The organism is Nocardia sp. NPDC056952, from assembly GCF_042674185.1.
Lineage (GTDB): Bacteria > Actinomycetota > Actinomycetes > Mycobacteriales > Mycobacteriaceae > Nocardia.
In genome coordinates, this window is sequence record NZ_JBHURA010000009.1 from 131,161 (window position 1) to 156,135 (window position 24,975).

The 24,975-nt window shown below is 68.2% G+C and carries 25 protein-coding genes; 14 read left to right on the forward strand and 11 right to left on the reverse strand.

All coding sequences use genetic code 11. The features are described from left to right. Window positions 1-5 precede the first annotated feature (5 nt). Window positions 6-581 (forward strand): TerD family protein, encoded by a 576-nt coding sequence (locus ACFTS5_RS26805; RefSeq protein WP_378636082.1) that lies wholly within the window; start codon window positions 6-8, stop codon window positions 579-581. Window positions 582-639: 58 nt separating this feature from the next. On the opposite strand, the gene ACFTS5_RS26810 is transcribed toward ACFTS5_RS26805, so the two are convergent. The 5 genes from ACFTS5_RS26810 to ACFTS5_RS26830 are packed head-to-tail and all read right to left on the reverse strand — an operon-like array spanning window position 640 to window position 6,643. Further along, window positions 640-2,031 carry an MATE family efflux transporter gene (locus ACFTS5_RS26810; protein ID WP_378636085.1) on the reverse strand — a complete coding sequence of 464 codons (1,392 nt, stop codon included), beginning with the start codon at window positions 2,029-2,031 and terminating at the stop codon, window positions 640-642. A 37-nt stretch (window positions 2,032-2,068) separates the two neighbouring features. Next, on the reverse strand, window positions 2,069-3,103 hold the full coding sequence (locus tag ACFTS5_RS26815; protein ID WP_378636088.1) for a PLP-dependent cysteine synthase family protein: 1,035 nt from the start codon (window positions 3,101-3,103) through the stop codon (window positions 2,069-2,071). Window positions 3,104-3,139: 36 nt separating this feature from the next. Next, the gene (locus ACFTS5_RS26820; protein WP_378636090.1) at window positions 3,140-4,594 is read right to left on the reverse strand and encodes a Y4yA family PLP-dependent enzyme; all 1,455 of its coding nucleotides are present in this window, start codon (window positions 4,592-4,594) and stop codon (window positions 3,140-3,142) included. After that, the gene (locus ACFTS5_RS26825) at window positions 4,585-5,595 is read right to left on the reverse strand and encodes an ornithine cyclodeaminase family protein (protein WP_378636093.1); all 1,011 of its coding nucleotides are present in this window, start codon (window positions 5,593-5,595) and stop codon (window positions 4,585-4,587) included. Before ACFTS5_RS26825 ends, ACFTS5_RS26820 begins: the two co-directional genes overlap by 10 nt. Beyond that, window positions 5,567-6,643 carry a TauD/TfdA family dioxygenase gene (locus ACFTS5_RS26830; RefSeq protein ID WP_378636095.1) on the reverse strand — a complete coding sequence of 359 codons (1,077 nt, stop codon included), beginning with the start codon at window positions 6,641-6,643 and terminating at the stop codon, window positions 5,567-5,569. The genes ACFTS5_RS26825 and ACFTS5_RS26830 overlap by 29 nt, the downstream gene beginning before the upstream one ends. A gap of 327 nt (window positions 6,644-6,970) precedes the next feature. Between ACFTS5_RS26830 and ACFTS5_RS26835 the strand changes: the two genes are divergently transcribed. The 8 genes from ACFTS5_RS26835 to ACFTS5_RS26870 all read left to right on the forward strand — a co-directional run bounded on the left by ACFTS5_RS26835 (window position 6,971) and on the right by ACFTS5_RS26870 (window position 16,195). Then, on the forward strand, window positions 6,971-8,476 hold the full coding sequence (locus ACFTS5_RS26835) for an ABC transporter substrate-binding protein (protein WP_378636098.1): 1,506 nt from the start codon (window positions 6,971-6,973) through the stop codon (window positions 8,474-8,476). Window positions 8,477-8,481: 5 nt separating this feature from the next. Beyond that, on the forward strand, window positions 8,482-9,411 hold the full coding sequence (locus ACFTS5_RS26840; RefSeq protein ID WP_378636101.1) for an ABC transporter permease: 930 nt from the start codon (window positions 8,482-8,484) through the stop codon (window positions 9,409-9,411). Then, window positions 9,408-11,861: an ATP-binding cassette domain-containing protein gene (locus ACFTS5_RS26845; RefSeq protein ID WP_378636103.1), complete on the forward strand. Its 2,454-nt coding sequence runs from the start codon at window positions 9,408-9,410 to the stop codon at window positions 11,859-11,861. Before ACFTS5_RS26840 ends, ACFTS5_RS26845 begins: the two co-directional genes overlap by 4 nt. A gap of 100 nt (window positions 11,862-11,961) precedes the next feature. After that, window positions 11,962-12,678: a lytic transglycosylase domain-containing protein gene (locus ACFTS5_RS26850; RefSeq protein WP_378636105.1), complete on the forward strand. Its 717-nt coding sequence runs from the start codon at window positions 11,962-11,964 to the stop codon at window positions 12,676-12,678. Between the two features lie 114 nt (window positions 12,679-12,792). Beyond that, the gene (eno, locus tag ACFTS5_RS26855; RefSeq protein ID WP_067451558.1) at window positions 12,793-14,079 is read left to right on the forward strand and encodes a phosphopyruvate hydratase; all 1,287 of its coding nucleotides are present in this window, start codon (window positions 12,793-12,795) and stop codon (window positions 14,077-14,079) included. Window positions 14,080-14,102: 23 nt separating this feature from the next. Then, complete coding sequence (locus ACFTS5_RS26860) at window positions 14,103-14,678, forward strand: septum formation initiator family protein (protein WP_378636108.1); 576 nt, start codon at window positions 14,103-14,105, stop codon at window positions 14,676-14,678. After that, window positions 14,675-15,190: a DUF501 domain-containing protein gene (locus ACFTS5_RS26865; RefSeq protein ID WP_378636110.1), complete on the forward strand. Its 516-nt coding sequence runs from the start codon at window positions 14,675-14,677 to the stop codon at window positions 15,188-15,190. The genes ACFTS5_RS26860 and ACFTS5_RS26865 overlap by 4 nt, the downstream gene beginning before the upstream one ends. 45 nt (window positions 15,191-15,235) lie before the next feature. After that, on the forward strand, window positions 15,236-16,195 hold the full coding sequence (locus ACFTS5_RS26870; RefSeq protein WP_378636113.1) for an exopolyphosphatase: 960 nt from the start codon (window positions 15,236-15,238) through the stop codon (window positions 16,193-16,195). A gap of 57 nt (window positions 16,196-16,252) precedes the next feature. Here ACFTS5_RS26870 and ACFTS5_RS26875 read toward each other — a convergent pair whose 3' ends face one another. Together ACFTS5_RS26875 and ACFTS5_RS26880 are read right to left on the reverse strand one after the other, a co-directional pair. Next, the gene (locus ACFTS5_RS26875; RefSeq protein ID WP_378636115.1) at window positions 16,253-17,263 is read right to left on the reverse strand and encodes a hypothetical protein; all 1,011 of its coding nucleotides are present in this window, start codon (window positions 17,261-17,263) and stop codon (window positions 16,253-16,255) included. A gap of 60 nt (window positions 17,264-17,323) precedes the next feature. After that, window positions 17,324-17,590: a YdeI/OmpD-associated family protein gene (locus tag ACFTS5_RS26880; RefSeq protein WP_378636117.1), complete on the reverse strand. Its 267-nt coding sequence runs from the start codon at window positions 17,588-17,590 to the stop codon at window positions 17,324-17,326. A 95-nt stretch (window positions 17,591-17,685) separates the two neighbouring features. On the opposite strand from ACFTS5_RS26880, the gene ACFTS5_RS26885 reads away from it, so the two are divergent. From ACFTS5_RS26885 to ACFTS5_RS26895, 3 genes are read left to right on the forward strand one after another with little or no spacing between them, the layout of a single operon-like run. After that, window positions 17,686-18,927 carry a cytochrome P450 gene (locus tag ACFTS5_RS26885; RefSeq protein WP_378636119.1) on the forward strand — a complete coding sequence of 414 codons (1,242 nt, stop codon included), beginning with the start codon at window positions 17,686-17,688 and terminating at the stop codon, window positions 18,925-18,927. A 31-nt stretch (window positions 18,928-18,958) separates the two neighbouring features. Further along, a complete protein-coding gene (locus ACFTS5_RS26890; RefSeq protein WP_378636121.1) occupies window positions 18,959-19,537 on the forward strand; it encodes a TetR/AcrR family transcriptional regulator in 579 nt (192 codons plus the stop codon). A gap of 52 nt (window positions 19,538-19,589) precedes the next feature. Further along, window positions 19,590-20,816 carry an acyl-CoA dehydrogenase family protein gene (locus ACFTS5_RS26895; protein WP_378636123.1) on the forward strand — a complete coding sequence of 409 codons (1,227 nt, stop codon included), beginning with the start codon at window positions 19,590-19,592 and terminating at the stop codon, window positions 20,814-20,816. Between the two features lie 112 nt (window positions 20,817-20,928). Here ACFTS5_RS26895 and ACFTS5_RS26900 read toward each other — a convergent pair whose 3' ends face one another. Beyond that, window positions 20,929-21,549 carry a hypothetical protein gene (locus ACFTS5_RS26900; RefSeq protein ID WP_378636125.1) on the reverse strand — a complete coding sequence of 207 codons (621 nt, stop codon included), beginning with the start codon at window positions 21,547-21,549 and terminating at the stop codon, window positions 20,929-20,931. Continuing rightward, window positions 21,546-22,103: a hypothetical protein gene (locus tag ACFTS5_RS26905; RefSeq protein WP_378636127.1), complete on the reverse strand. Its 558-nt coding sequence runs from the start codon at window positions 22,101-22,103 to the stop codon at window positions 21,546-21,548. Before ACFTS5_RS26905 ends, ACFTS5_RS26900 begins: the two co-directional genes overlap by 4 nt. A gap of 60 nt (window positions 22,104-22,163) precedes the next feature. Between ACFTS5_RS26905 and ACFTS5_RS26910 the strand changes: the two genes are divergently transcribed. Together ACFTS5_RS26910 and ACFTS5_RS26915 are read left to right on the forward strand one after the other, a co-directional pair. Continuing rightward, window positions 22,164-22,295: a hypothetical protein gene (locus ACFTS5_RS26910; RefSeq protein WP_378636129.1), complete on the forward strand. Its 132-nt coding sequence runs from the start codon at window positions 22,164-22,166 to the stop codon at window positions 22,293-22,295. 191 nt (window positions 22,296-22,486) lie between these two features. Beyond that, window positions 22,487-22,936, forward strand: a complete 450-nt coding sequence (locus tag ACFTS5_RS26915; protein ID WP_378636132.1) for a cupin domain-containing protein — start codon at window positions 22,487-22,489, stop codon at window positions 22,934-22,936. Window positions 22,937-22,963: 27 nt separating this feature from the next. On the opposite strand, the gene ACFTS5_RS26920 is transcribed toward ACFTS5_RS26915, so the two are convergent. Further along, entirely contained in the window at window positions 22,964-24,208 is a 1,245-nt protein-coding gene (locus ACFTS5_RS26920; RefSeq protein WP_378636134.1) for a hypothetical protein, read from the reverse strand. Between the two features lie 178 nt (window positions 24,209-24,386). Continuing rightward, window positions 24,387-24,935 carry a carboxymuconolactone decarboxylase family protein gene (locus ACFTS5_RS26925; RefSeq protein ID WP_378636137.1) on the reverse strand — a complete coding sequence of 183 codons (549 nt, stop codon included), beginning with the start codon at window positions 24,933-24,935 and terminating at the stop codon, window positions 24,387-24,389. Between the last annotated feature and the right edge of the window lie 40 nt (window positions 24,936-24,975).

Genomic DNA, 24,975 nt, shown 5'->3' on the forward strand with positions numbered 1-24,975 from the left:
TTTTCATGAGCGTCACACTCGCCAAGGGCGGCAATGTCTCGCTGTCGAAGCAGACCGACAACCTCACCAAGGTGGCGGTCGGTCTCGGCTGGGACGTGCGTACCACCACCGGTGCCGACCACGACTTGGACGCCAGCGCGTTGGCGACCGGCACGAACCTGAAGGTGCTCTCGGATCAGCACTTCGTCTTCTACAACAACCTGCGTTCGCCGGAAGGCACCATCGAGCACACCGGTGACAACCTGACCGGTGAGGGCGACGGCGACGACGAGATCATCAACGTCGATCTGGCCGCCACCCCGCCGACGATCACCAACATCTTCTTCCCGGTGTCGATCCACGACGCCCAGGCCCGTGGTCAGTCGTTCGGCCAGATCCGCAACGCCTACATCCGCGTCACCGACGCGAACACCGGCGTGGAACTGGCGCGCTACGACCTGTCCGAGGACGCGTCCACGGAGACCGCGATGGTGTTCGGCGAGCTCTACCGCCACAACAACGAGTGGAAGTTCCGCGCTGTCGGCCAGGGTTACGCCTCAGGCCTGGCGGGCATCGCCCGCGACTACGGCGTGAATCTCTGACGAAACACGACCGCAAAGGCGGGCGACTGTGCGTCGCCCGCCTTTGCTGTGCTCGCTGTCATCGTGATTGGGTGACCGGCACCCGTCGTGGCGGGACCACGCCGGCCTGATCGAGCAGCGCGAAGTACTTGCGCAGCATCAGTACGGCTGTGGTGGCCAGGCCGGCCGTCAAGCCCCACCAGACCCCGGCCGCGCCCAGATGCAGCGGGAACGCGAGCAGGAGCGCCGAGGGCAGCCCCACGCCCCAGTAACCAATCAGCGACAGCCGGAAGCCCGCGGAGGTCTCCTTCAGCCCGCGCAGGAGCCCGGTGCCGATGTTCTGGGCGGCGTCGAAGAATTGCAGCACGATGCCGACGAGCAGCAGGGTGTGCGCGATGGCGACGGTGTCGGTGTCGGTGGTATCGAGGAACGGCGCGAGCACGATGTCCGGGGCGAGCACGTAGACAGCGCCGGTGACGATCGCGATCACCGCGGCCATCCGCAGCGCCAGCCAGGCCAGCGCCCGCGCGTGGCCGAACTCATCGCGCGCGACCGCATCGCTCACCAGGATCGACGCTCCGTGCGACAGCCCGATCGCCATCTGGAACACGATGTAGATGATCTGGTAGACCACGTTGTGCGCGGCCAGCGCGGCGGGCCCGAAACTGCCCATCACCAGCGCGAGCACCGAGAACATGCCCGCTTCCGAACCGTAGGTGAGCGCGATCGGCGTGCCGAGGCGCAGCTCCTCGCGCACGGTCGCCCAGCGCACCGGCCACGGCGTCGAGGGCAGTGTGCGGCCGAGTTGCTCGTCGCGGCGCACCATCGCCCAGAACACCCCGAAGGTGATCAGGAAGACCAGCGAGGTCGCGATGCCGACACCGGTCAGGCCCATCGCCGGAATACCGGCCCAACCGTGGATGAAGGCCAGCGCCAGCACCAGATTCAAGGCCACCGAACCGAGCGTGACCAGCAGCAACGCCTGGGGCCGCTGCATGCCGACGGTGTACTGGCGCAGCACCTGGAACCACAGGCACGGCAGTAACCCTGGCGCGAGGGCGATCATCATCGGCCGTGCCGCGTCGAGCACGCCCGCATCCTGGCCGAGCCACGGCAGTACCCACCCGAGCCCGATCAGCAGCGCGCCGCCGAGCAGCCCGGCGATCGTCGCGATGACGAACGCCGCCCGGACCACCGCGCGCACTTCGTCGTCGGCCGAACCGCCGCGCTTCCCGGCCGCGCCGAGCGCGCCCGCGATCTGATTGCCGGTGCCGGTGATCAGCCCGACGCACATCGTGCGGATCTGGTTGAACAGCACCAGCGCCAGCCCGCCCGCGGCGACCTCGCGCACACCGAGCGTGCCCATCAGCGCGAGATTGGTCGTCGAGACCGCGATCTGCGCCAGTTGGGTGAGCGCGATCGGCGTCGCCAGCCTGGCCAGCGCGCTGCTATCGGTCGCCGTGCCGTTCACCCGCCCGCTCCGTGGTTCGTCTCGCGCGCGATCGCGCTCACCTGACCTCCATCAATTCGTCCTGGCGCCGCAGCGGTGAATAGCGGCGCAGCAGCGTGGTCACTTCCGCTTCGGCGGCGGGATCGAGCAGGTCGCGGGCGCTCATCCAGTCGTCGTCGAACACGGTGTCGAGATATTTCTCGCCACCATCACACACGATGGTCACCACGGTGGACCCGGCCGGGAACTCCTCGAGCCGCGCCAAGGCATTGTGCACCGAACCGCCTGCCGAACCACCGATCAACAGACCGTGTGTCCTGGCGACCGCGCGGGTGGTGGCGAAGGCGTCGACGTCGCTCACCTTCACGCCCTCGTCGAGCAGGGCGTAGTCGACGGCGGTGCCGATGGTCGCGCCGGGTGGGGTGCCGGTGCCCGACTGCCAGTACGGTCCGCCCTCGCCGCCGAAGGCGATGGACCCGACCGGCTCGATCCCGATCACCCGGGCGGGCAGGCCGAGGTCGCGCAGCCGGGTGGCGGTACCGAACAGGGAGCCGCCGGTGCCGACCGCGGAGAGCAGGATGTCGACCCGCTCGACCTCAGCCAGCAATTCCTCGGCGACGGCGTAGTAGCCGACGGCGTTGGCGTCGTTGTTGTGCTGTTCGGTGAAGTACGCGTCGTCCCGGGCGGCCGCCATGGCCTCGGCGAGGTCTTCCCGTGCCGAGGTGGCCAGCTCGTCGTCACCGTCGTCGGCGACGAACACCAGGTCGGTGCCCATGGCTCGCATCGCGCGCAACTTGTCCTTACAGGCGTGGTTGTCGACCACGGCGGTGAATCGATAGCCACGTTCGGCCGCGACCACCGCCAAGCCGAGTCCGGTGTTGCCGGACGTCGACTCGATGATATGCCCGCCATCGCGCAGCAAACCTCGCCGCTCCGCGTCGAGCACCATCGAACGGGCCATTCTGATCTTGGCGGCGCCGGTCGGATTGAACTGCTCGAGCTTGAGCAGCAGCCGCGTGCCGGTGTCGGTGACGGCGAGTTCGAACAGGGGGGTGCGGCCGATCAGGTCCGTCACGCGCGTGACGAGAGCCATGGGGTGTTCCTCCATCGGATTGAGAGCTCGGGTGGATCAGCGGGCAGTGCTGTCCAGACTCCAGCGCAGTCGGTCCGCGCCTGCGCGCAGCACCACCTTCGGCGGGAGCGGGAGTTCGTGGAACGGGGACTCGTTGGAGTCCATCTGATACCCGGCGGTGTTCGGGTAGACGAGCAGGTCGCCGGTTCGTGCGCGACGGGGCAGCGGGATGCGCCGTCTGCTCAGCAGGTCGGACTCCAGACAGGTGGTGGCGCCGACGCAGGTGGGGGTGAGGTGGCCGGTGCTTTCGGGCCACAGCACGGGATCGGGCAGGTATTCACTGTCGAACCACTGTTCGGACAGGCTGAGACTGGTGCCGTCGACAGTGAGGATGTCGTACGGGTTTCCCTGTGCGGTTCGGGTTTTCACGCCCTGGACCCGGAAGACGGAACTTCCCGCTTGGTCGAGCAGGGCACGGCCGGGCTCGATCGCGAGTCGTATTCCGTTGTCGCGCAACAGCCCGGCGAGGTCGTTGTGGGAGAGCACGGCATCGAGCATCGCCGCGCCGGGGGCCGCGAAGTGATAGGGGTAGTAGTCGCCGGGCGGATTCGTGTGGAACCACTTGTCGCTGAGGGTGTTCTGGAACTCGGTCCATGTCGAGGCATCGAGGTAGTCGACCCCGAACCCGCCACCGATCGAGATCGTGTCCGCGCGATGGCCGTCGGCTCGTGCGCGCCTGCAGTGCCCGACCAGCGTGGCCGCCTGTTCGGAGCGGGCGACAGCGTCGTAGCCGGACAGGTGGAAACTGAAGCCCGACAGCATGATCGGTTCGACGATGGCCTGGATCGCTTGTTCGAGCTCCATCGGGTCGAGCCCGAACCGGCTGGTCGAGCCTTCCGGCAGTACCCGGAGCAACACCCGCACCGGCAGTTCGAGCGCGGCGAGCCGGTCGAGTTCGTCGAGCGCGTCGATCGCGATCAACGACCCGTGCCGGGCCGCCAGCCACAGCAGCTCGTCGGACTTCGCGGGCCCGGTGACCATCAGGTCCTCGCCGCGCACCCCCTGCCCCAACGCCGCGACGAGTTCGCCGGTGCCGGCGACGTCGATCCCCGCCCCGCTCTCCGCGCACGCACGAGCCACGCACGCCGCCTTGTTCGCCTTCTTCCCGAAGTAGACGAACCCGTCGACGCCCGCCTCGGTGAAGGCCGACTGAAACGCCCTGATATTCACCGCGACCCGTTCGGGGAACAGCACATGAAACGGTCCACCGACCGCGTCGGCGATATCGCGGAGCAGGCAGGGATCGGCGAGTAGCCGCTGTTGCGCCACGTCGGTGTGAGCGGGCATCGGTGGTGCGCAGTGCGTCGGCCGGTCGGTGGTTGCCGATAGTGCCGGGTCGACGACGCGGTCCTCGATGTGCGGCGGGCTCGGCGGCACCCGCGCGTCGGATCGCGGCGCGGCCGGTGGGGTGCTGTCCCCGGTGACCCCGGGCTGTGCACCCGTCAGTCCCACAACGGCACCTCCGTGCCACGTCCTTCGGCGATCGCCCTGGCGGCCAGTGCGTGCGCGACCGCGATATCGGTGAGCACCAGTCCGCTGTTGTAGACGAAGATCTTCTCGTCCTCGGTCCGGCGGGCCACCGCGCTGCGGGTGAGCACCTGCGGCAGTTCGGCATCCACCGAACGCAGCGTTCCGTCGGGTCCGGCCATGTCGGTGCCCGTCAGTGCCATCTGCGCCGCGCTGGTGGCGACGACCCGATCGGCCTCGACCAGCGTCGACGGTGCCAGACCGTAGCCCACCAGCACCGCCACCGAACCCGGTGCCAGATGCGAGGATTCCAGGGCGACCTCGGTGCCGGGGCCGGCCGTAGCCAGCACCACATCGGCGGACGCCGCCGCCGCGTACGGGTCGTCGACCACATCGAGCAGCGCGTGCGGCGCCGCGTCGGCCAGGTGCGAGTGCACGGCGGCCAATCCCTCGGGATGGGTGCCGTACACCATCAGCTTGCGTAACTGCGGGTTCGCGGCGAGTAGGTGCGGCAACGCATTACGTCCCTGGGTACCGGTGCCGATGAGCAGCACGCTCTCCGCCCCGCGCCGCACCGTCTCGCGCACCAGCAGTGCCGACACGGCGGGCGTACGCAACGCGCCGACCCGCGCGCAGTCCATCATCGCGATGGGGGCGCCGGTCGTGTCGTCGTAGAGCGTGATGGTCGTGTAGTACCGCTTGGTGCTGCGGTCGTGACCGGGATCGAATTTGTAGGAGGTCTTCATGGCCACCACGCGCCGGCGCCCGTCGCGGCCCAGCATGGCGTAGGACACCGACGAGCCGCCGGGGTCGGCGACGCTCAGCTTGCGTGGATTGTCGGATTCGCCCGCCGCGAAGGCGAGATAGGCCTCCTCGACGGCGCGCACCACTTCGGCGGGGCTGATCGGCACGTCGGCCAGGTCGCTGCGGGAGAGGACGCGCAGCCCGATCCCGCGGTCACGGTTGTTCAACGGATCCTCGTTCATCTGCAATGCCCCGCTCTGCTGTCCGATCAGCGGTCGCCCGGAACGGCGCGACCACTCGTTGGCCATACCCATTCTCGGACGACTCCTGCGCGCGCCGACGGCGTTCGGGCAGCCGGATATTGATGCGTTTGAGCCAGCGGTCGGTGCCGTCGTAGCGCGCGCGGAACGGAACGCGCCCGTGCACGGCCACATCGTTGTCCACCAGCAGGAGCTCGCCGGGCGCCAGCGCGGGGGCGTGACTGACCCTGGCGAGTTCGGCGGTGAGCCTGGCGTAGGCGGCGCGGAAGACCGCGTCCGCATCGTCGATCGGGGTGTAGGCGGGATCGTAACGTGCTGTGACAGCGCCATTTTCGTCGAGCCACAGTGTGGGCAACGGTGCGAGCTGATCGAAACCGGTGCCGTAGGAGACATCGGGCAGGATCGGCAGCGTGGGGGCGGTGAGGGTCCGCAGGTCCTCGTCGGACAGGCGCACTTCGCGCACCGAGGAGACCGTGGTGGCGACCCGGTCGGGGTTGCGCAGGCAGGCCAGCATGAGCAGGTTCGCGCGCTGATGGTGGAAGGCATCCTCGGTGTGCGGGCTGAGCAGGGTGGAACTGCTCGCGCCCGACTGTTCGTCCTCGTGGCCCGCGGCGGGCACGATGTTGTTGACCAGCCTGCCGTTCTGCTGGCCCTGCCAGCCGAACGGCTCACCGGCACAACGCCCGAGCAGCAACATCACGATGTCGAGTTCGAGCGAGCCGGGATGCGCGTGCTCGGCCGCGGCCTGCCAGTGCGCCGGGGTGGGACCGAAATCGGCATCGTCGACGGGCAACCCGCGCACCACGGTCGCGCCCGCGGCGGTGGCGGGCGGTCGAACGGCGTGGCGCATGCTGTCGGGCAGGTCGTCGACGCGCTCGGTGATCCGGGCGATCAACGCGGGATCGTGCAGGGTCGTGGTGTGTGGTGCGTCACCTAATCGGTGGCGAATATCTGTCGCGAGCGATCGGAGCGCCGTCGCGGCGTCGGGATCGAGCTCGCGGTATTCGATGTCGTGCTGGTGAATCGTCATACGTTCGGAGAGAACGCTTTTCACCGGTTTCCCTTCTTCGCATCGGTCGAAAGCGGGTGATCTTCAGGCTCGATGTGCGAAGGTAGTGCCTGGCGTGTGATTAGGCAAGACTTACCTAATGCGTAGGCGAGGGAAATAGCCGATCCATATAACGTAGCTTCCTGCCCGGGTTGCCGAAGTGAGCGCTGACCGGGGTGTCGCGGGTCGCTGCGGTTCGGTGACGGTCGAAGTGAAGCTCCCCACTCGGAACCTCTTTTAGGCTAGCCTCGCCTAGTTTGCGGCGTCGGGAAAGGGGTTTCGGCGCACGCGGTTCGAGGAGGCAACACGATGGGTTTCACTCGCAGGCAGCTCTTCCAATCCGGCGTCGGCGTCACCGCACTGCTACTGGCGGCGGCGTGCGGCACCGATGATCGGTCCACCACCGCGCAGCGCGGCGGCACCCTGCGCGTCGGCGCGCTCGGCACCGCCGCTCGCAGCGAACGCGACCCGCACGCCAACCTCAGCAACGACAGCGACTTCCTCATCGCCTCGCTCGTCTACGACGCACTCACTGTTCCCGGCGCGGATCCGACCGTCGCCCCGCGCCTCGCCTCGCGCTGGGAGCCCAGCGCGGACAACCGCAGCTGGACCTTCACCATCGCCGACGGCGCGACCTTCCACAACGGTGCGCCGGTGACCGCCGACGACGTGGTGTGGTCGATGCGGCGCCTGCGCTCGGTCGGTGGCGCGTCGAAGATGCCGGTGGCCGAGAACGACATCGTCGCCGACGGTCCGAACCGCGTCGTGTTCACCATGCCCGCACCCAATACCCAACTGCCGCTGCTGCTTCGGCTGATGACCTTCACCGTGCCGAAGGGCACCACCGACTTCACCGCCGCGGTCGGCACCGGCCCTTTCCGGCTCGAGTCCTACCAGGGCGGCAATGCCCGGCTGGTGCGCAACGAGCGCTGGCACGGCACCCCGCCACTGCTCGACGCCATCGAGGTGACGATGTTCGACAGCGTCACCGCCCTGGGCAACGCGGCACTGGGCGGGCAGATCGACCTCGCCTCCAACGTGGGCGCCATCGCAGGCCGCACCGCGGCGGGACGCGGCGACCTGCAGGTGATCCGGCGCGCCGACGACACCATGCTCGGCGTGGCGATGCGGGCCGCCGACGGCCCGTTCGCCGATGCCAGGGTGCGCACGGCGTTGCGCCTCGGTGTCGACCGGACCGCGCTGGTCAACCAGGTGCACTCCGGTTACGGCACCGTCGCCGCCGATGTTCTCGGCACCGCCGACCCGCTCTACGACACCACGCTGCGCCGCGACCGCGACGTCGAACGCGCGAAAACCCTGCTGCGCGAAGCCGGGTTCGACACCGGCCGCAGCTACCCGTTCGTGACGAAGGCCGAAGTGCCGGGCGAGGTCGAGTCGGCGAAGGTGATCGCCACCCAGCTCGCCGAGATCGGCGTCCGGCTCGACGTGCAGGTGGTCGAATCGGCCGCGTTCTACGACCAGACCTGGCTCAACGCACCGCTGTACACGGTGTCGTGGGGGACCAACGACTCGGTGCTGTTCCTGGCCGACAAGTTGATGACCTCGGGCACCAACCGCAACGAAACCGCCTTCCGCGACCCGGAATTCGATGCGGCCGACGCCAAAGCCCTTGCCGCGTCCGGAGAGGACTACACGCGTGCGGTGCGCGAATTGCAGCGCATCGAGTTCGAGCGTGGCGGTTATCTGGTGTGGGGCATGGCCGACGGTATCGATATCGCCGCGTCGACGGTGCGTGATCTGCCGACGCTCGGCGGTTTCGCGCGCGTCCAGCTGGAACGTGCCTGGCTGGCGTGAATGTCATGAAAACCTTTGCCCTGCCGATGGTGCGGCGGATCGCGCTCCTGGTGACATTGCTGGCCATCGTGTTCGTCGCGGTGGATCTGCTGCCGGGCAACGCGGCACGTTCGGCGCTCGGCAGGGACGCGGATCCGGCCGCGCTGGCGGCGAAGGAGCACGAGCTCGGCCTGGATCGCGCGCTGCCGGTGCAGTTCCTGGACTGGATCTCCGGGGTGCTCACCGGAGACTTCGGGCAGACCGCCCGCGGGAATTCGATCGGTGCGCTGCTGGCCGACAAGTTCCCGCAGACTCTGCTGCTCGGTGGGATCGCGTTGCTCCTGACCATCGCGGTGTCGCTGGGACTCGGCTGCTGGTGGGCGATGCGTCCGGCCGCGCTCGGAGCACGAATTCTGCAGCCCGTCAGCACTGTTGCCGTGGCGGTACCGGAGTTCGTCGGTGGCACGATGCTGATCCTGGTGTTCTCCCTGGCCACCGGATGGCTTCCGGCCGTGACCATTACCGGCCGTTCCGGGTTTCCCGTCGGCCCCGAGATGCTGGTGCTTCCGGTGCTGGCGTTGGCGATTCCGCAGATCGGCTGGAACGCCCGAGTGGTGCGCTCGGCGCTGCTCGATGTCGCGGTGGCTCCACATGTGGAAAGTGCTGTGCTGGAAGGACTACCGGCGCGCACGATTCTGCTCCGGCACATGCTGCCGTTCGCGGCGCCGACCATCGTCGCCGGATACGCCACCTCTGTCGGGATGCTGTTCGGCGGCGCGCTGGTGGTCGAGACGCTCTTCAACTATCCCGGTGTCGGCGCCGTTCTCGCCGGGTCCGTCGCCGACCGTGACTCCACCATGGTCGCCGCGGTGGTCGCCCTGACGGCGATCGTCATCATGGTGCTGCTCGCGATGGCCGACATCGTCCGGACGTGGGCGTCGAGGAGTGCGCGATGAGCAAGCCCGGCTTCGGAGGTCGCACGGTGGTGTCCAGGTGGGGCGCGTACTCGGTGGCGGCCGGGGTGGGGCTGGTTGTGCTGCTCGCGGTGGCCGGGCCGCTCTTCGCGCCCTACCCGGGGGACAAAGCCGTCGGGATGCCGTTCGCGCAGCCGGGTGGGGGAGCGTTGCTCGGGACGGATCGGCTCGGCCGGGATGTGCTCAGCCATCTGCTCACCGGCGGCACGCAGTTGCTGGCCGTCTCCGCGGTGATCGCGGTGGCGGTGACCGTGCTGTCGGCCGTGCTCGGCGCGATCGCCGCCGTGCGCCCGCGCGCGGGCAAGGTCATCGAACTCTGCGGGGACCTCGTGATCCTGCTGCCCGCGGTCCTGGGCATCCTGCTGGTGCTCACCGCATGGCCGCAGGGTGGCGTCACCGCGCTGATCGTGGTGTCGCTCATCTTCGGAGTTCCCTACTGCGCCAGGATCTTCGCGGCCTCCGCCTCGACCGTCGCGGCCTCCGGCTACGTCGAAGCCGCCGTCGCCAGCGGAGAATCCCTGTCCCACCTGGTCTTCCGCGAAATCCTGCCCAATCTCCGCGCCGTCTTCACCACCCAGCTCGGCCTCCGCTTCGTCGTCGCCGTGTATCTCGTGAGCACCATCGCCTTCCTCGGCGTCTCCGCGCTCGATCCCGACAACTGGGCGATCATGGTCCGGGACAATGCCTCCGGGCTGCTCTTGAATCCCTGGGCGGTGCTGGCGCCGAGCGCTGCCATCGCCATCGTGGCGGTCGGTGTGAATCTGGTGGTGACCAGTGGGCCCAGGACCCGTCAGACCCCGGCAACCGCACCGGAGGCGGTCGACGCGGGCGGGGTTGCGCCGGCGGGAGCTGGATGTGGGATCTCGGTGGTGGATTCGGGGGAGGCGGTGGCGGTGGACGGGTTCAGCGTTGTCGCTGACAGCGGGGCGGTGCTGCTGGCGCCGTTGTCGTTTCGGCTGAAGTCGGGGACGGTCACCGCGCTCACCGGTGCATCGGGTGCGGGAAAGTCGACGGCGATGCGTGCGCTGCTCGGACAACTGCCCGCAGGCGCTCGCGGGCAGGGCACCGTGCTCGTCGCGGGGCGAGATGTGTTCGCGCTCGACGCGGGCGCGCTGCGCGCATTCCGTCGTGAACAGATCGCCTACGTCGGCCAGGATCCCGGCTCCGAACTCAACCCGCTGCTTCGCGTCCGGGCAGTCCTGGCCGAGGCTGCGCCGGGCACCTCCGACGCCGAACGCCTCGCCGTCCTCGCGCGAGTGGGCCTCGAGCGCACCCATCTCCGCCGTCGCTGCGCCCGCCTCTCGGGCGGGCAGCAACGCCGTGTCGCCCTGGCCCGAGCCATTCTCCGCCGACCCCGAATCCTCGTCCTCGACGAACCACTCGCAGGTCTGCACAGCACTCTCCGCACCGAAATAGCCCAGCTGATCTCGACTCTCGCCACCGAGAACCGCACGGCCGTCCTTCTCTCCGGCCACGACACCGACGCGATCAACGCCGTCGCCGATACGGTGATCGAGCTCCAGCCACCCGGTGATCGTTCGGCGAATGTCGCCGCTGTGGTGGCTGATTCGGTGCGAGCCGAACACCTGTCCAACGGGCACTCGGCGGCGACCGGACGTCGACCTGTCGACCCGCCCGGCGAGGTCCAGGGGAGCGAGACAGCATCTCGCACCGAAGGCCAGGCGGTCGCGGGCGAGGAGATCGCCCTGCACGCCGAGGCGATCAACGCTGACGCGGGCGGCCACAGGGTGCTCGAGAACATCGGTTTCAGCCTGCCCACAGGCGCGGCCCTCGCTGTCGTGGGGCCGTCCGGGGCGGGTAAGACCACGCTCGCGCGGGTGATCGCGGGTTTGCACACCGACGCCGTCGGATCGCTGGATGTCGGTGGTGTGCGCGTTCCGGTGGGGAGCAGACGGCGGATCGGGGTCGGTGCCAACGGGATCCAACTCGTCACCCAGAACCCGCGCGCGGCATTGAACCCGCGACGCACCGTCGAGCAGACCCTGGCTCGCCCTTTGCGCCGCATCGCACGGGTCCCCAGACCTGAAATCCGCACCCGCGTCACCGCCCTGCTCGCCGCTGTCGACCTCCCCGCCGACCTCGCCGCCCGCCGCCCCCATCAACTCTCCGGCGGCCAACGTCAACGAGTGGCCCTGGCCCGGGCCCTCGCCGCCGACCCAGCCGTCCTGATCTGCGACGAGATCACCACCGCCCTCGACACCGACACCGCCGCGGCGATCATGTCCCTGCTCGACCGGCTCCGCGCCGACCGAGCCACCACGATCATCCTGATCAGCCACGACATGACCCTGGTCCGCGGCCACTGCACCGACCTTCTCGTCCTCGATCACGGCCGAATAGTCGAATCAGGCACCCCGGCAACCGTTCTCGCCGCACCCTCGCACCAGGCCACCGCCGACCTGCTCGGCTGACGCCCGGTGCGGGCCGCGGAGTCGGTGGCCTGCTGTGGCTTTCTCTGAGAACTCCCTGTGAGATGTGCGTAAACAGCGCCGGATCTGGATGATTGAACAGATGTCAGTGCAGAAGGTCGGCGTGGCCGCCGCAGTCGCGATCAGCGCCCTGTTAGCGGGGTGCAGTTCGCTCGCGTCGATCCCCGATGACATGCCGCCGGGGCCGGGCGTCGCGCTGCCGCTGATCGATGTCGACGCACCCGGCCGCGCGGCCGAACAGTTACGCGGCTGGGCCGACGAGCAGTCCGACGCGATCGGCATCCAACCGGTCGCCCTGGAGGCCTACGGCTACGCCGCCGCCGTGCTGGCGAAGTCGAAGCCCGAATGCGGGATCGCCTGGACCACCATCGCCGGCATCGCCAGCGTGGAGAGCGGACACGGAACCCACCGTGGTGCCGGCGTCGACGCCGACGGGACAGTGCGCCCGGCGATCATCGGCGTCGCCCTCGACGGCACCAAGGGCAACGCCGACATCCGCGACACCGACGGCGGCAGCCTCGACGGCGACACCACCTACGACCGCGCCGTCGGCCCGTTGCAGTTCATCCCCGAAACCTGGAAGCGCTGGGGCGTCGACGCCAACGGTGACGGCGTGGCCGACCCGCAGAACATCGATGACGCCGCCCTCACCGCCGCCCGCTACCTCTGCACCCGCGGCGGCGATCTGACCTCGGCCGACGGCTGGCAGCGCGCCCTGTTCGCCTACAACCAGTCGAACAAGTACATGCATGTGGTGCGCGATCGCGCCGCCATATACAGCATCGGCCGCCGCGTGTAGTTGCCCACGGCCCGGAGTGCCGGTTACTCCCCACTCCGCCGAGACGATAGGCTCGGCACCGCACGGCCCTTCCCGTGATACCTACCGTGCCTTCCGTCGTAAGGAGCAGTTTTCGTGGCCATTATCGAACAGGTCGGAGCTCGCGAGATTCTGGATTCGCGCGGCAATCCCACCGTCGAGGTCGAGATCGCCCTCGACGACGGCACCCTGACCAGGGCAGACGTACCTTCCGGTGCGTCCACCGGCGAGCACGAGGCCGTCGAGCTGCGTGACGGCGGCGACCGCTACGGCGGCAAGGGTGTGACCAAGGCCGTCGAGGGTGTTCTCGACGAGATCGCGCCCGCCATCATCGGCCTCGACGCCGTGGAGCAGCGCACCGTCGACCAGGTCCTGCTGGATCTGGACGGCACCCCCGACAAGTCCCGCCTCGGCGCGAACGCCCTGCTCGGTGTGTCGCTGGCCGTGGCCCGCGGTGCCGCCGAGTCCTCGGGTCTCGAGCTCTTCCGCTACCTGGGCGGCCCGAACGCCCACGTGCTGCCGGTCCCGATGATGAACATCCTCAACGGTGGCGCGCACGCCGACACCGGCGTGGACGTGCAGGAATTCATGGTCGCCCCGATCGGCGCGCCCACCTTCCGCGAGGCGCTGCGCTGGGGCACCGAGGTGTACCACTCGCTCAAGGCCGTGCTGAAGGAGAAGGGCCTGTCCACCGGTCTCGGTGACGAGGGCGGCTTCGCCCCCGACGTCGCGGGCACCGTGGAGGCGCTCGACCTGATCAGCATCGCCATCGAGCGCGCGGGCTACAAGCTCGGCACCGATGTGGCGCTGGCGCTCGACGTGGCCGCCACCGAGTTCCACACCGAGGGCGAGGGTTACAAGTTCGAGGGCAAGGTCCGCACGGCCGCCGAGATGGGCGATTTCTACGCTGACCTGCTCACCAAGTACCCGCTGGTCTCCATCGAGGACCCGCTGTCGGAAGACGACTGGGACGGCTGGGTCGCACTGACCGACGCCATCGGCGACAAGGTGCAGCTGGTCGGCGACGACCTGTTCGTCACCAACCCCGAGCGCCTCGAAGAGGGCATCGCCAAGGGCGCGGCCAACGCGCTGCTGGTGAAGGTCAACCAGATCGGCACGCTGACCGAGACCCTCGACGCTGTCGAGCTGGCGCACCGCAACGGTTACAAGACCATGATGTCGCACCGTTCGGGCGAGACCGAGGACACCACCATCGCCGACCTCGCGGTCGCCGTGGGCTCGGGCCAGATCAAGACCGGTGCCCCCGCGCGTTCCGAGCGGGTCGCCAAGTACAACCAGCTGCTGCGCATCGAGGACGCCCTCGGTGATTCGGCACGCTACGCGGGTGACGTGGCCTTCCCGCGTTTCACCGGCGAATTCTGAAAGCAGTACAGGGGCGGTAGCGAATGACCGAGCGACGTGCGCGTGGAACCAGTCCTGGTGGACGAGGCGACAGGCGCACGTCGCGGGCCGCGCGCTCCCGCCCCCGTCTCGACACGCCGAGCCGCCCCACCGCGGCCAAACGTCCCACCCGCCGCCGCCCGGATTCGGCCACCTCGCGCAAGCCCAGCGGCAAGCTCGAGCGCAGCGAACACACCATCCTCGGTCTCTCGACCGGGAAAGCGGTGATCCTGGCGGCGGTGCTGTGCGGCCTCGCGCTGACCTTGGCCGTGCCGACGCGCACCTACTTCAGTCAGCGCGCCGAGGCCGTGGCACTGGCCAAACAGCGGACCGAACTCGAAGCCGACCTGGCGGGCTTGCGCGATCGTCGTGCGCAACAGCAGGATCCGGCCTACATCCGCTCCGAGGCGCGTGATCGCCTGCGCTTGGTGATGCCCGGCGAAACCCCCTACATCGTGCAGATTCCCGGCATCGAAGCACCAGCGCCGCCGCCGATGAGCACCCGCACCGCGGCGCCCGACCCCTGGTACACCGACCTGTGGCGCAGCATCTCCGAACCAGCCCCGGAAGGACCACGGTGACGACACCGAACGCCGACGACCTCGAGATCATCGCGAAGCAGTTGGGCCGCGAGCCTCGCGGTGTGCTCGAAGTCGCCTACCGCACCCCCGACGGCCTGCCCGCCGTGGTGAAGACCGCGCCCCGCCTGCCCGACGGCACCCCGTTCCCCACGCTCTACTATCTGACCGATCCCCGGCTCACCGCCGAGGCGAGCAGGCAGGAGTCGGCCGGCGTGATGCGCGAGATGACCGAACGCCTCGCCACCGACCCCGAACTGGCCGCCGCCTACCGTCGCGCGCACGAGAGCTACCTGGCCGAACGTAACGAGATCGAGTCCCTCGGCACTGATTTCACCGGTGGCGGCATGCCCGACCGGGTGAAGTGCCTGCACGTGCTGATCGCGCACTCCCTCGCCAAGGGGCCCGGTCTGAACCCCTTCGGTGACGAGGCCGTCGCGCTGGCCGCCGCCGCGGGCTTCCGTGGGACCGCGATCCCCGCCGACTGGCCCGCCGCACCTGACGAACAGGCATAATCGCGGGCAGTGCCCGTACGTGGGTCGAGACCTCTGGAGGACACCATGAGTGAGCGCATCGCCGCAGTCGACTGCGGCACCAACTCGATCCGCCTGCTGATCGCCGAGGTCGGGGCCGACGGCGGCCTCACCGACGTGCATCGGGAGATGCGCATCGTGCGGCTCGGTCAGGGTGTGGACGCCACCGGACGGCTCGCGCCCGAAGCCATCGAACGCACCCGCCTCGCCCTGGCCGATTACGTGGATGTGATGGTGGCGCAGGGTGTTTCGCGCGTCCGCATGGTCGCCACCTCCGCCACCCGTGATGCCGCCAACCGCGACGACTTCTTCTCGATGACCCGCACCGAACTCGGTCGTGTCGTGCCGGACGCGGTCGCCGAGGTGATCACCGGCGACGAGGAAGCGCGGCTGTCCTTCGCCGGTGCCGTCGGTGAATTGTCCGCTGACGCGGGACCTTTCGTCGTGGTCGACCTCGGCGGCGGCTCGACCGAACTGGTCGTCGGCGACGAGAACGGTGTCCAGGCCGCCTATTCCGCGGATATCGGCTGCGTCCGCATCACCGAGCGCTGCCTGGCGGGCAACCCGCCGACCGCCGACCAGGTCGCTGCCGCACGAGAATTCGCCCAGCAGAAGCTCGACGAGGCCTTCGCGAAGGTCCCTGTCGACAAGGTGCACACCTGGGTCGGGGTGGCGGGCACGATGACCACGATCACCGCCGTCGCCCTCGATCTGCCCGAATACGACTCCGCGCGGGTGCATCTCACCCGCCTGAGCCTCGCCGAGGTGCACCAGGTCTGCGACCGCCTGATCGGCATGAACCACGACGAACGCGCCGCCCTCGGCCCGATGCATCCCGGCCGCGTCGATGTGATCGGCGGCGGCGCGGTGATCACCGAAGTGCTGGCCGACGAATTGTCGAGCCGCGCGGGAGTTTCCGAACTGGTCGTCAGCGAACACGACATACTCGACGGTATCGCCATGTCGATCCTCGACGCACCCGCCTGACTCCCCGACGAGCGGGAATCGGCACCGGTTCGGCCCGGCGGGTGGGCGCGAACCGGGTCAGGTGTCCGAGGCTGCGAGCGTCTCGGCTTCGGCCCGGAGTTCGGCCGCCTCGACGGTCCGCTCCAATGCTGTCAATCCGGCGATCTGGGTGGTCAGCGCGGTAACGAGCGACGCCTTCAAGCCCTGCCCGAGCAACTGAACCGCGACCGCCCGCTGTTTCGTCGCGGTTGTCGCCCGGGGCCGGGTGGCTTTCGCGACCAGCGCCGGAAACCGCTTGTCGAAGCGGCGCACGAGCTGACGACGCAGGTCGATCTCTTCGGCCCGTAGCTCGACGGCTTCGCGCTTACGGCGGAGTTCGTCGAGGTAGAACGCCTCCTCGTAGAGCGACTGCGCCAAGTCGAGCATCTTCGCGTGCCTCAGCGGGCCGCTGACCATCTCGCGGCGTGCCGCCGACGATTCCGCCGCGTGCATCAAGGCCAGGTCGGTGTGGGCGCTGATCCAGTATCGGCGCGCCATCCTGGCGTGGTATTCACCGAGCTTGCCGTTGATCCCGTGCGCCCCGATCGCGAAGGGCGGTGGCCGGAGCCCGAGTGTGGGCCCCGAGGCATACATCGACGACCGATCGATACGCGGCGTCTGCTCCAGATGCGCCGATGCGAGCTCCTGTTCGACGTGCCGCAGCGCGGTGCCGTGGGCGAGCAGCCAGCCGTCGGCCACTTCGGAGGCGACCGCGAGATAGGTCACCGCGCCGAGGAACAGCGCCCCGGCCGCGGCGACCGGCCAGGTCCACCCCGAGGGCGACAACTTCCACACCGATATCGCCACCGCGTCCGCCACGGCGACCGACACGAAGAACCATCCGGCGAAGCGGGTTCCGCGAGCGGACAGGGTGGCCAGTGCCATCCACACGATGCCCCGGCCGACACCCGTGAACCCGATGCCGGGTATCACCAGGACTATCAGCCAGGCTTCCTCGCCGGTCCACAACCACAGTGGCCCCGCGATCGACCAGGCGAGTAGTGCCCAGATGAACGCGGCTCCCCAGCTACCGAAATCCTCCCCATCCATGCCGCGATGTTCGCAGGTGCCGCCGACAGAAAGCTTGACGGATTCTTGGAATCTCCCGGTTCAGCTCCCGGTGCGCTCGCGATGCTTGCATCCGGGCCAGCAGCACGGCCGCCGCTGACCTTCCTCGAGTTCCTCCTGGGTGCGCCGAATCCGCCGTGCGCGGGTCGCGTCCTGTTCGGCGTCCTCGACCCAGCAGATGAACTCGTTGCGGGCCAGCGGCGTGATGTCCTGCCAGGCACCCAGCGCCACCGGGTTGCCGAGCAGCGCCGCACGCAGATCGGCAGGCAACTCGTGCACAACGCCCCCGGATACTTGTCGACTGCTCATCGGTCCACGGTAGCGCGCAAGCGTTCGACCTGCGGGTATCGCGCACTTCATCAGCGATGCTAGACAAAGTAGACTATATGTCTCACTATGGAGTCATGAGTACAACGACGTCTCATTCGGTGCGGTTCGAACTTCGCTCCGGAGACACTTGGCGCGATCCCTGGTCCATGTATTCCGCACTGCGCGAACATGATCCGGTCCATCGGGTGATCCCCGACGGTCTGGAATCCAATGACTTCTACGTGCTGTCGCGGCACCCCGACGTGTGGGCGGCCGCCCGCGACCCCGAGACCTTCTCCTCGGCATCGGGCCTGACCGTCGACTACATCGACCTGGTGGCCGCCGGGTTCGGTGGCGTCAAGCCGTTCGTCTTCATGGACCCGCCCGAGCACACCGACTTCCGTCGCAGGGTGGCGCCGGGATTTACCCCACGCCAGGTGAATTCGGTCGAGCCCGCAGTGCGCCGATTCGTCGTCGAGCGCATCGAGCGACTGCGCGCGGAGGGCGGCGGCGATATCGTCGAAAAGCTGTTCAAACCGCTGCCCACCATGGTGGTCGCGCATTACCTCGGCGTGCCGGAACACGATCACGGCAAGTTCGACGAGTGGACCGAGAACATCGTCGGCGGTGCGGTCGCGGGCGCCGGGCTGGCCGCGGGCGACCAGAACGCCTTCACCGCCGTCGGTGAACTGGTCGGCTACTTCACCGAACTGATCGCCCGCCGCCGCGTGGAACCGGGCGACGACACCATTTCGCACCTGCTGGCCTCCGGCCTCGGCGCCGACGGCGACAACGACGGCCTGATCGCGATTCTCGGCTTCGCGTTCACGATGATCACCGGCGGCAACGACACCACCACCGGCAATCTGGGGGGCGCGGTCCAGCTGCTCACCGCGAATCCCGACCAGCGCAGGCTGCTCGCCGAAGACCCCTCCCTGATTCCGGACTCCATCGAGGAGTTCCTCCGGATGACCTCCCCGGTGCAGGGTCTGGCCCGCACCACCACCCGTGATGTCGAACTGCACGACACCACCATCCCGGCCGGTCGTCGCGTGCTGCTGCTCTACGGCTCCGCCAACCGCGACGAGCGCGAGTTCGGCGCCACCGCAGCCGAACTCGACGTTCGCCGCAATCCCAAGCGCATTCTCACCTTCAGTCACGGCCACCACCACTGCCTCGGCGCGGCCGCCGCCCGCATGCAGGCGCGCGTGGCGCTCGAGGAACTCCTCTCGCGGTGCCCGAATTTCACCGTCGACCTCGATGCGGTGCAATGGTCGCAGGGCAATTACGTGCGCTGGCCCGTCTCGGTGCCGTTCCGTGCGCAGGATTCGGCATGAACCGGCCGGAGGCAGTGGGAGGGGAAACAGTATGAGCGGTGACTGGCTGGCCGCCGATCGGGCGGACCTGGCTGCCGAACGCATCATCGACGCGGCCGCCGAACTGTTCGCCGAACACGGGGTGGCCGCGGTCGGCATGGCCGAGATCGCCAAGGCCGCCGGATGCTCCCGCGCCACCCTGTATCGCTACTTCGACAATCGGCACGCGGTGCGGCTCGCCTTCGTGCACCGCGAGACCCGCCGCATCGTCGCCCAGCTCGACGAGCGGTTCCGCGACATCACCGACCCGGGAGAACGCATCGTCGCCGCGATGCTCGGCGCGGTCGAGGAAGTTCGCGCCAACCCCCTGCTCATCGCCTGGTTCCGCCCCGCCGACTCGGGCACGGCGGGGCGGATCAGCCAGGACTCCGACGTCATCGAGTCCCTGGCCGCGACCATCTTCGCCCCCACGGACCTGACCGACCCGGAGCGAAGCCGCCTGGCCCGCTGGCTCACCCGCGTCATCGTCTCCCTGCTGTCGGCTCCCGGTCGCGACGCTGCCGACGAACGCGCCATGCTCGAGGAGTTCGTCGCCCCGGTCGTCACCCGCACCTTCGCCTCACCGAATTAGAACGTGTTCTATATTCGAGGGAAAGTTCCGGCGATCCCTCGGGAGTCCAGATATGTACCAGTGGTCAGACGAAGACCTGATGTTCCGCGACGCTGTGCGCGGCTTCATCGCCAAGGAGGTCACCCCGCACGTCGACCAGCTGGAGAGTGGTGCGCTGCCGCCGTTCGACATCATCCGCAAGCTGTACGCCACCTTCGGGCTCGACGAGATGGCGCGCGACGGCCTCGAGAAGGCGCTCGCCCGCGAAGAGGCGGGTACCACCGGCTCGGGCAAACCGGGCGGCGGTTTCAGCGGCGCGGGCAGCATGGGTGTGGTCCTCAACAGTGAGCTCGCCGGCGTGAGCCTGGGTCTGGTGGCCTCCATGGGTGTGAGCCTCGGTCTCGCCGTGGGCACCATCCGCAGCCGCGGCACCCTCGCGCAGAAGAAGCGCTGGCTGCCCGAGCTGGTCACCATGGCGAAGGTCGGCGCCTGGGCCATCACCGAACCCGATTCGGGCTCGGACGCGTTCGGCGGCATGAAGTCCTACGTCCGCCGCGACGGCGAGGACTACATCCTCAACGGCCGCAAGACGTTCATCACCAACGGTCCGCACGCCGACGTCACCATCGTCTACGCCAAGCTGGACGAAGAGGACGGCACCGACCGCCGCGACCGCAAGGTGCTGACATTCGTGCTGGACAAGGGCATGCCCGGCTTCGTGCAGAGTCCCGCGTTCAAGAAGATGGGCATGAACTCCTCGCCCACCGGCGAACTGTTCTTCGAGAACGTCCGCATCACCCCCGACCGGCTGCTCGGCGAAACCGAGAACCCGGCCAAGGGCGACGGAAAAGACAGTGCCAAGGAATCTTTCGCGGCCGAACGCATCGGCATCGCCTCCCTCGCCCTGGGCATCATCAACGAATGTCACCGCCTGTGCGTGGATTACGCCAAGTCCCGCACGCTGTGGGGCAAGGAGATCGCGCAGTTCCAGCTCATCCAGCTGAAACTGGCCGAGATGGAGATCGCGCGAATCAATGTGCAGAACATGGTGTTCAACGCCATCGAGCGCACCGCCGCGGGCGACAAGGTGACCCTCGCCGAGGCCTCGGCGATGAAGCTCTACTCCTCCCGCGCCGCCACCGAGGTCGCGATGGAGGCCGTGCAGCTGTTCGGCGGCAACGGGTACATGGCCGAATACAAGGTCGAACAGCTGGCCCGTGACGCCAAGTCGCTGATGATCTACGCGGGCAGCAACGAAATCCAGGTCACCCACATCGCCAAGGGCCTGATCAGCGGGTAAACGCCCGAATCGCGCAGACCCGCACATCTGATCTCACCTTGAACACGGCAGAACCGTACGAGCGAGGCTGTGTGTCGTGCTCGTACGGTTCAGCGGTCGCCGACGAAAGAGATCAGGCGGTGGGGGTGAGGAGTTGGTTGAAGAACGAGCGGTAGCTGCGCAGCGCGCGCCGCAACGACTCGGTGTCCGGGCTCTCCGACCACTGGTCCGCGATGATCCCCTTGCGCGCGGCGTAGGTGCTGGTGAGCTCGTGGATCAGTTCGGTGACCAGCTCGTCGGCCTTGAAGACGGCATCATGGGGATCGTCGACGAAGGTGCCCTGCAGATCGCGCCAGCGTCCGCGCAGCTGTTCCAGAGACTTCTCGTCGAACAGCGGGACGACGTCATCCTCCGCGTCGGTGGCCGGGCTCTGCTGCTGGACGACCGGCTCGGGCTCGGTGCCGCCCGCGGCGACGATGTCGGACTCGTCGGCGGTGTCGATGCGCCGGTGACCCGTGCGCGTCTCGTCCGCGGTATCCGCGCCTCTGCCCGCGATGAAGGTCGTATCGGAACTGCCGTCCACGGAGGAGGAGGTCTTGGGATCGCGTCGGGAATCGGGTTCGATGACCTCGGCGTCGATCACGTGGTGCTCGCCACGCTTCTCGGCCGCGACGCGGTCGTGCTCGCCGAGGTTGTCGCGCTCGATATCGTCGGTGCGCGAATCGGTTTCGGCTCGGTCGTATTCGGTGCTCATGACACGGTGTCCTTCTTGTGCGTGGTGTGGCCGTTCGTCAGATCGAGGAACAGGGCGCGATAGTGCACGAGGGCGGTCCGAAGGTCCTCGGTGCTCGCCTTGCCCTTCGCGTGCTCGACCGCGATGCCGTGAGCGTCGCGATAGTGCCCGAGCGTCGAGGCGTGCTCGACGGAGAGGTCGGCGACCTGCTGGTCGAAACCTTCTGTGGGGTAGCCACGTTCGGCCATGACAGTCGTCACGAGCCGGTCGGCCTCGCCGACGGCGTCGGCGGGCTCGTCGACGAAGCGCTCCTGCACGCTCGCCCAGTCCTTGGTGAACTCCTCCTTGCGTTCGGGCGTCAGTTCACGCAGGTCGAGCGAGTTGTGTCTGCGCTCTCGCTCCGCCAGTTCGCGTTCGGCGGCACGGCGATCCTCGGTCTGCTCGACGGCCCGGTCGTACTCGGGCCCGAAACGGTCGCGTAGACGCTTCCGGCGTAGGTATGGCGGCACCAGAAAAGCCGCACCTACGAGTGCGACCACGATGACGATGGCAACTACCAGAATTCCGGAAGACACGGGTTTCTCCTTCTACGAGCCTCTTGCCCCGGTAGTGCCTCGAAAATCACTTCTCAAACAGTGGGCCCGCTCGCTCTCCGGGCCCGGCCCGCCGGTACCGGCGCCGAACGCGCCTGGCACTACCGCGACGGCAAGGTTCTCGCGGTGATCACCGCGAGCCAGGTGACCCGCTACGAGATGGACTGCCCCTAACGGCCCATCGGGCACCCAGGCGGACGGTTACGGATCTAGCCGTTCGTGCGCTCGAAAGGTCCGCAGAGATCGCGGACGAGCGCGGGATCGGTGTAGATCTGCGCAGTGTGTGCCGTGCGGCACGAGGGAGCGAGGTTGCGGGTTTGTTTTTCCGGCTATTCGAGCAGGTAGTGGGCTCGTATACTGCGAAGATGCGAATCCATCGGAATGCTTATGCCGGCGCCGTGGTGATCGCCGCCGCGGTCGTCGCGCTAGCGCCGTCGGCTTCGGGTACGCCGCCGTCCGGGGTGGGCGTCGAACCGCTGAGCCAGGTCGATGTCAGTGCGTTCAGTCCATTCGCCTCGTTGCCGAGCAAGTTCACCTTCCGGCGGATCACCATCGAGCCCGGGGGGACGCTCGGGTGGCATTATCACGACGGGAATGTTCTCGCTGTGGTCACCGCGGGGCAGGTGACCCGATATGAGTCGGACTGCGTGGGGACGACGTACTCCGCCGGTCAGGGCTTGTCCGAGACTGTCGGACCGGATCACGTCCATGTCGGCCGTAATCTCGGCAGCGAGCCGGCGGTGCTGTACGTCGCGTATGTCAACCGTGCGAATGAACCGCTGTTCGTGGACGCCCCTGCCCCGGACTGCCCGTAGCCGCTTTTCGCACGTAGCTCGATTCGATCAGGTGCCGAGGCAGGCTTCGGCGCCGCCTGCGGCGAAGGTGTCGGTGCTGCAATAGGTGGTACTCGGGTAATACGGGCCCATCGTGTCGGCCGGGTCGCCCCCGGAGTCCTGGGACGCCTGGATCGAATTCGGATAGAACTCGGCGCTCGGGGTCATGTTCCGCAGGAACAGCACTTTGTCCACGTCGGTGCTGCCCCAAGGGATTACAGTCACGCTCGGGTCGGGGTTCGCTGGCACGTCCGCGGGTGCGGCAACCACATAGGTGTAGTAGCCGGACGCGTCGATCGCGGTCTGGAAGTCGGCCGCGCAGGCGACAACGGGGTAGGGCGAGCGCAGGTCGTTCTGGCACATCGACCAATACCGCACCTGCTGGTTCGGATCGGTAGGCGATTGTCCCGCACGGGTATTCGGGTAAGTCGGCGCCTTGCCTCGCACCACGAGCAGACGTCCGGGCTGATAGCTGATCCGTGTCCCGATGTATTTGTTGTCGCCGTTCGGGAAGAGCCCGGAGGTGCTGGCCGGGTTCCGGAATGTCGCCTCCGGGGTGTTGCCGGGGAACGCGCCCGAGGCCGCCCCGGCGATCGCCCGGTCGAAGGCGGCCTTGGCGACGTCGGCGACCGGGCCGGTGTAGGTGGCTGGATCGAAGGGCTGCGCGCAGGGCTGGGCAGGCACGTCGGCGCCCGCGATCGAGAGCTTCACATCGGGCAGCGGGACGCCGCCACTGAGCAAGGCCGGGTCGGTCGGAACATAGACACGGACGATGACGAAGCCGATCGGTGTGCTCTGCCCACTCGCGACAGCCTGGATCTCGTTGCGGCTGTGGTCGGCCGGCCCGTTGACCAGCGTGGCGTGCCAGCGCCGCTGCGCGGCGGGCAGCGATGCGGCGGCGGCGTCGACGAACGGATTGGCGCTGCCCGGATCGGCGACGATCTGGTCGTCGCGCAAGGTGTCCACGGTGTCGAGGTCGGTCCCGTAGGTGTTCAACGAGAAATACCGGGCGGCCGGATAGGTACCGGACAACTCGATCGAGTCACCCGGTCCCAGCGCGTAGGGCATCAGCCAATACGTCGAATTCGCATCGGGGAAAGCCACATTCAGCACGGTGCTGTTGGACATGAACCGCCATGCGCACAGCGCCGAGTCCGGCGGATCCGCGGAGGCGGGCGCGGCGAACCCCACCGCGGCCAGCAGCGTTGCCACCACACAACCGACGCGAACGATCAAAGCCCCAACCGAATGCATGACGATCCCCTCGCTGCGCTCGAACCGGCGAACTGTCGAAGAATCCCGCGCGTCCACGTCACCGTGGTCGGCTCGCGATCAACGTAGTGCACTGCATGGCAGCGAACACCCACGGGCTACTCGTATCCCCACCTCACGCCATATCCAGGCGGGACCGTCGACGTCTGGAGCGCGCCGTTTACGGGGCTCGCCGTGGTTCCGGCATCGCGCACGCCAGCCCGTCGGCCATCCCGGTCGGCTGCACACCGAGACCTTGATTGAGCCTGGCCCGCTGGTTCTCCCACGCGATGCTCGCCGCCAACTCGGCCAGCTGTGCCTTCGACAGATGGGTGAGCAGAGTTTCGCGCAATTCGTCGATATCGACCGCCGGCGTCACCGTCATCGCCTCCGCGAACGCGATCACCAGCTTCTCCAGCTCGGTGTAGGCATCACTGGTCCGATACCGAGGCAGATCGACGAGCTGCTGCTCGGTCAGCCCCGCCGTATGCGCCAGCGCCGACCCGATATCGAGACAGAACTGACAGGCCACCAGCCCCGCCGTCTTGAGCTCGGCCAGCTCTTTGAGCCGAGGATCCAGCTTGTTGCTGAACAGCAACGCCGTCTCATACCCCATGGTCGCCGCCGCGATCTGCGGCCGCCGCCCGAGCCACCCCACCAGATCCCCCCGATGACGCCGAGCCTGCCCCAGCACCTTGATGTATCCCCGAACCCGCGTGACCACCCGCATCGATAACACCCCTTCGTGCCGACGATTCCCTGCCCATGAA

Coding starts and splice junctions, on each gene's coding strand:
- ACFTS5_RS26805 (WP_378636082.1), top strand. CDS start 6: ATGAGCGTCACACTCGCCAAGGGCGGCAATGTCTCGCTGTCGAAGCAG.
- ACFTS5_RS26815 (WP_378636088.1), bottom strand. CDS start 3,103: ATGGCTCTCGTCACGCGCGTGACGGACCTGATCGGCCGCACCCCCCTG.
- ACFTS5_RS26825 (WP_378636093.1), bottom strand. CDS start 5,595: ATGAACGAGGATCCGTTGAACAACCGTGACCGCGGGATCGGGCTGCGC.
- ACFTS5_RS26830 (WP_378636095.1), bottom strand. CDS start 6,643: ATGACGATTCACCAGCACGACATCGAATACCGCGAGCTCGATCCCGAC.
- ACFTS5_RS26835 (WP_378636098.1), top strand. CDS start 6,971: ATGGGTTTCACTCGCAGGCAGCTCTTCCAATCCGGCGTCGGCGTCACC.
- ACFTS5_RS26840 (WP_378636101.1), top strand. CDS start 8,482: ATGAAAACCTTTGCCCTGCCGATGGTGCGGCGGATCGCGCTCCTGGTG.
- ACFTS5_RS26845 (WP_378636103.1), top strand. CDS start 9,408: ATGAGCAAGCCCGGCTTCGGAGGTCGCACGGTGGTGTCCAGGTGGGGC.
- ACFTS5_RS26850 (WP_378636105.1), top strand. CDS start 11,962: ATGTCAGTGCAGAAGGTCGGCGTGGCCGCCGCAGTCGCGATCAGCGCC.
- ACFTS5_RS26860 (WP_378636108.1), top strand. CDS start 14,103: ATGACCGAGCGACGTGCGCGTGGAACCAGTCCTGGTGGACGAGGCGAC.
- ACFTS5_RS26870 (WP_378636113.1), top strand. CDS start 15,236: ATGAGTGAGCGCATCGCCGCAGTCGACTGCGGCACCAACTCGATCCGC.
- ACFTS5_RS26875 (WP_378636115.1), bottom strand. CDS start 17,263: ATGGATGGGGAGGATTTCGGTAGCTGGGGAGCCGCGTTCATCTGGGCA.
- ACFTS5_RS26880 (WP_378636117.1), bottom strand. CDS start 17,590: ATGAGCAGTCGACAAGTATCCGGGGGCGTTGTGCACGAGTTGCCTGCC.
- ACFTS5_RS26885 (WP_378636119.1), top strand. CDS start 17,686: ATGAGTACAACGACGTCTCATTCGGTGCGGTTCGAACTTCGCTCCGGA.
- ACFTS5_RS26890 (WP_378636121.1), top strand. CDS start 18,959: ATGAGCGGTGACTGGCTGGCCGCCGATCGGGCGGACCTGGCTGCCGAA.
- ACFTS5_RS26895 (WP_378636123.1), top strand. CDS start 19,590: ATGTACCAGTGGTCAGACGAAGACCTGATGTTCCGCGACGCTGTGCGC.
- ACFTS5_RS26900 (WP_378636125.1), bottom strand. CDS start 21,549: ATGAGCACCGAATACGACCGAGCCGAAACCGATTCGCGCACCGACGAT.
- ACFTS5_RS26915 (WP_378636132.1), top strand. CDS start 22,487: ATGCGAATCCATCGGAATGCTTATGCCGGCGCCGTGGTGATCGCCGCC.
- ACFTS5_RS26920 (WP_378636134.1), bottom strand. CDS start 24,208: ATGCATTCGGTTGGGGCTTTGATCGTTCGCGTCGGTTGTGTGGTGGCA.
- ACFTS5_RS26925 (WP_378636137.1), bottom strand. CDS start 24,935: ATGCGGGTGGTCACGCGGGTTCGGGGATACATCAAGGTGCTGGGGCAG.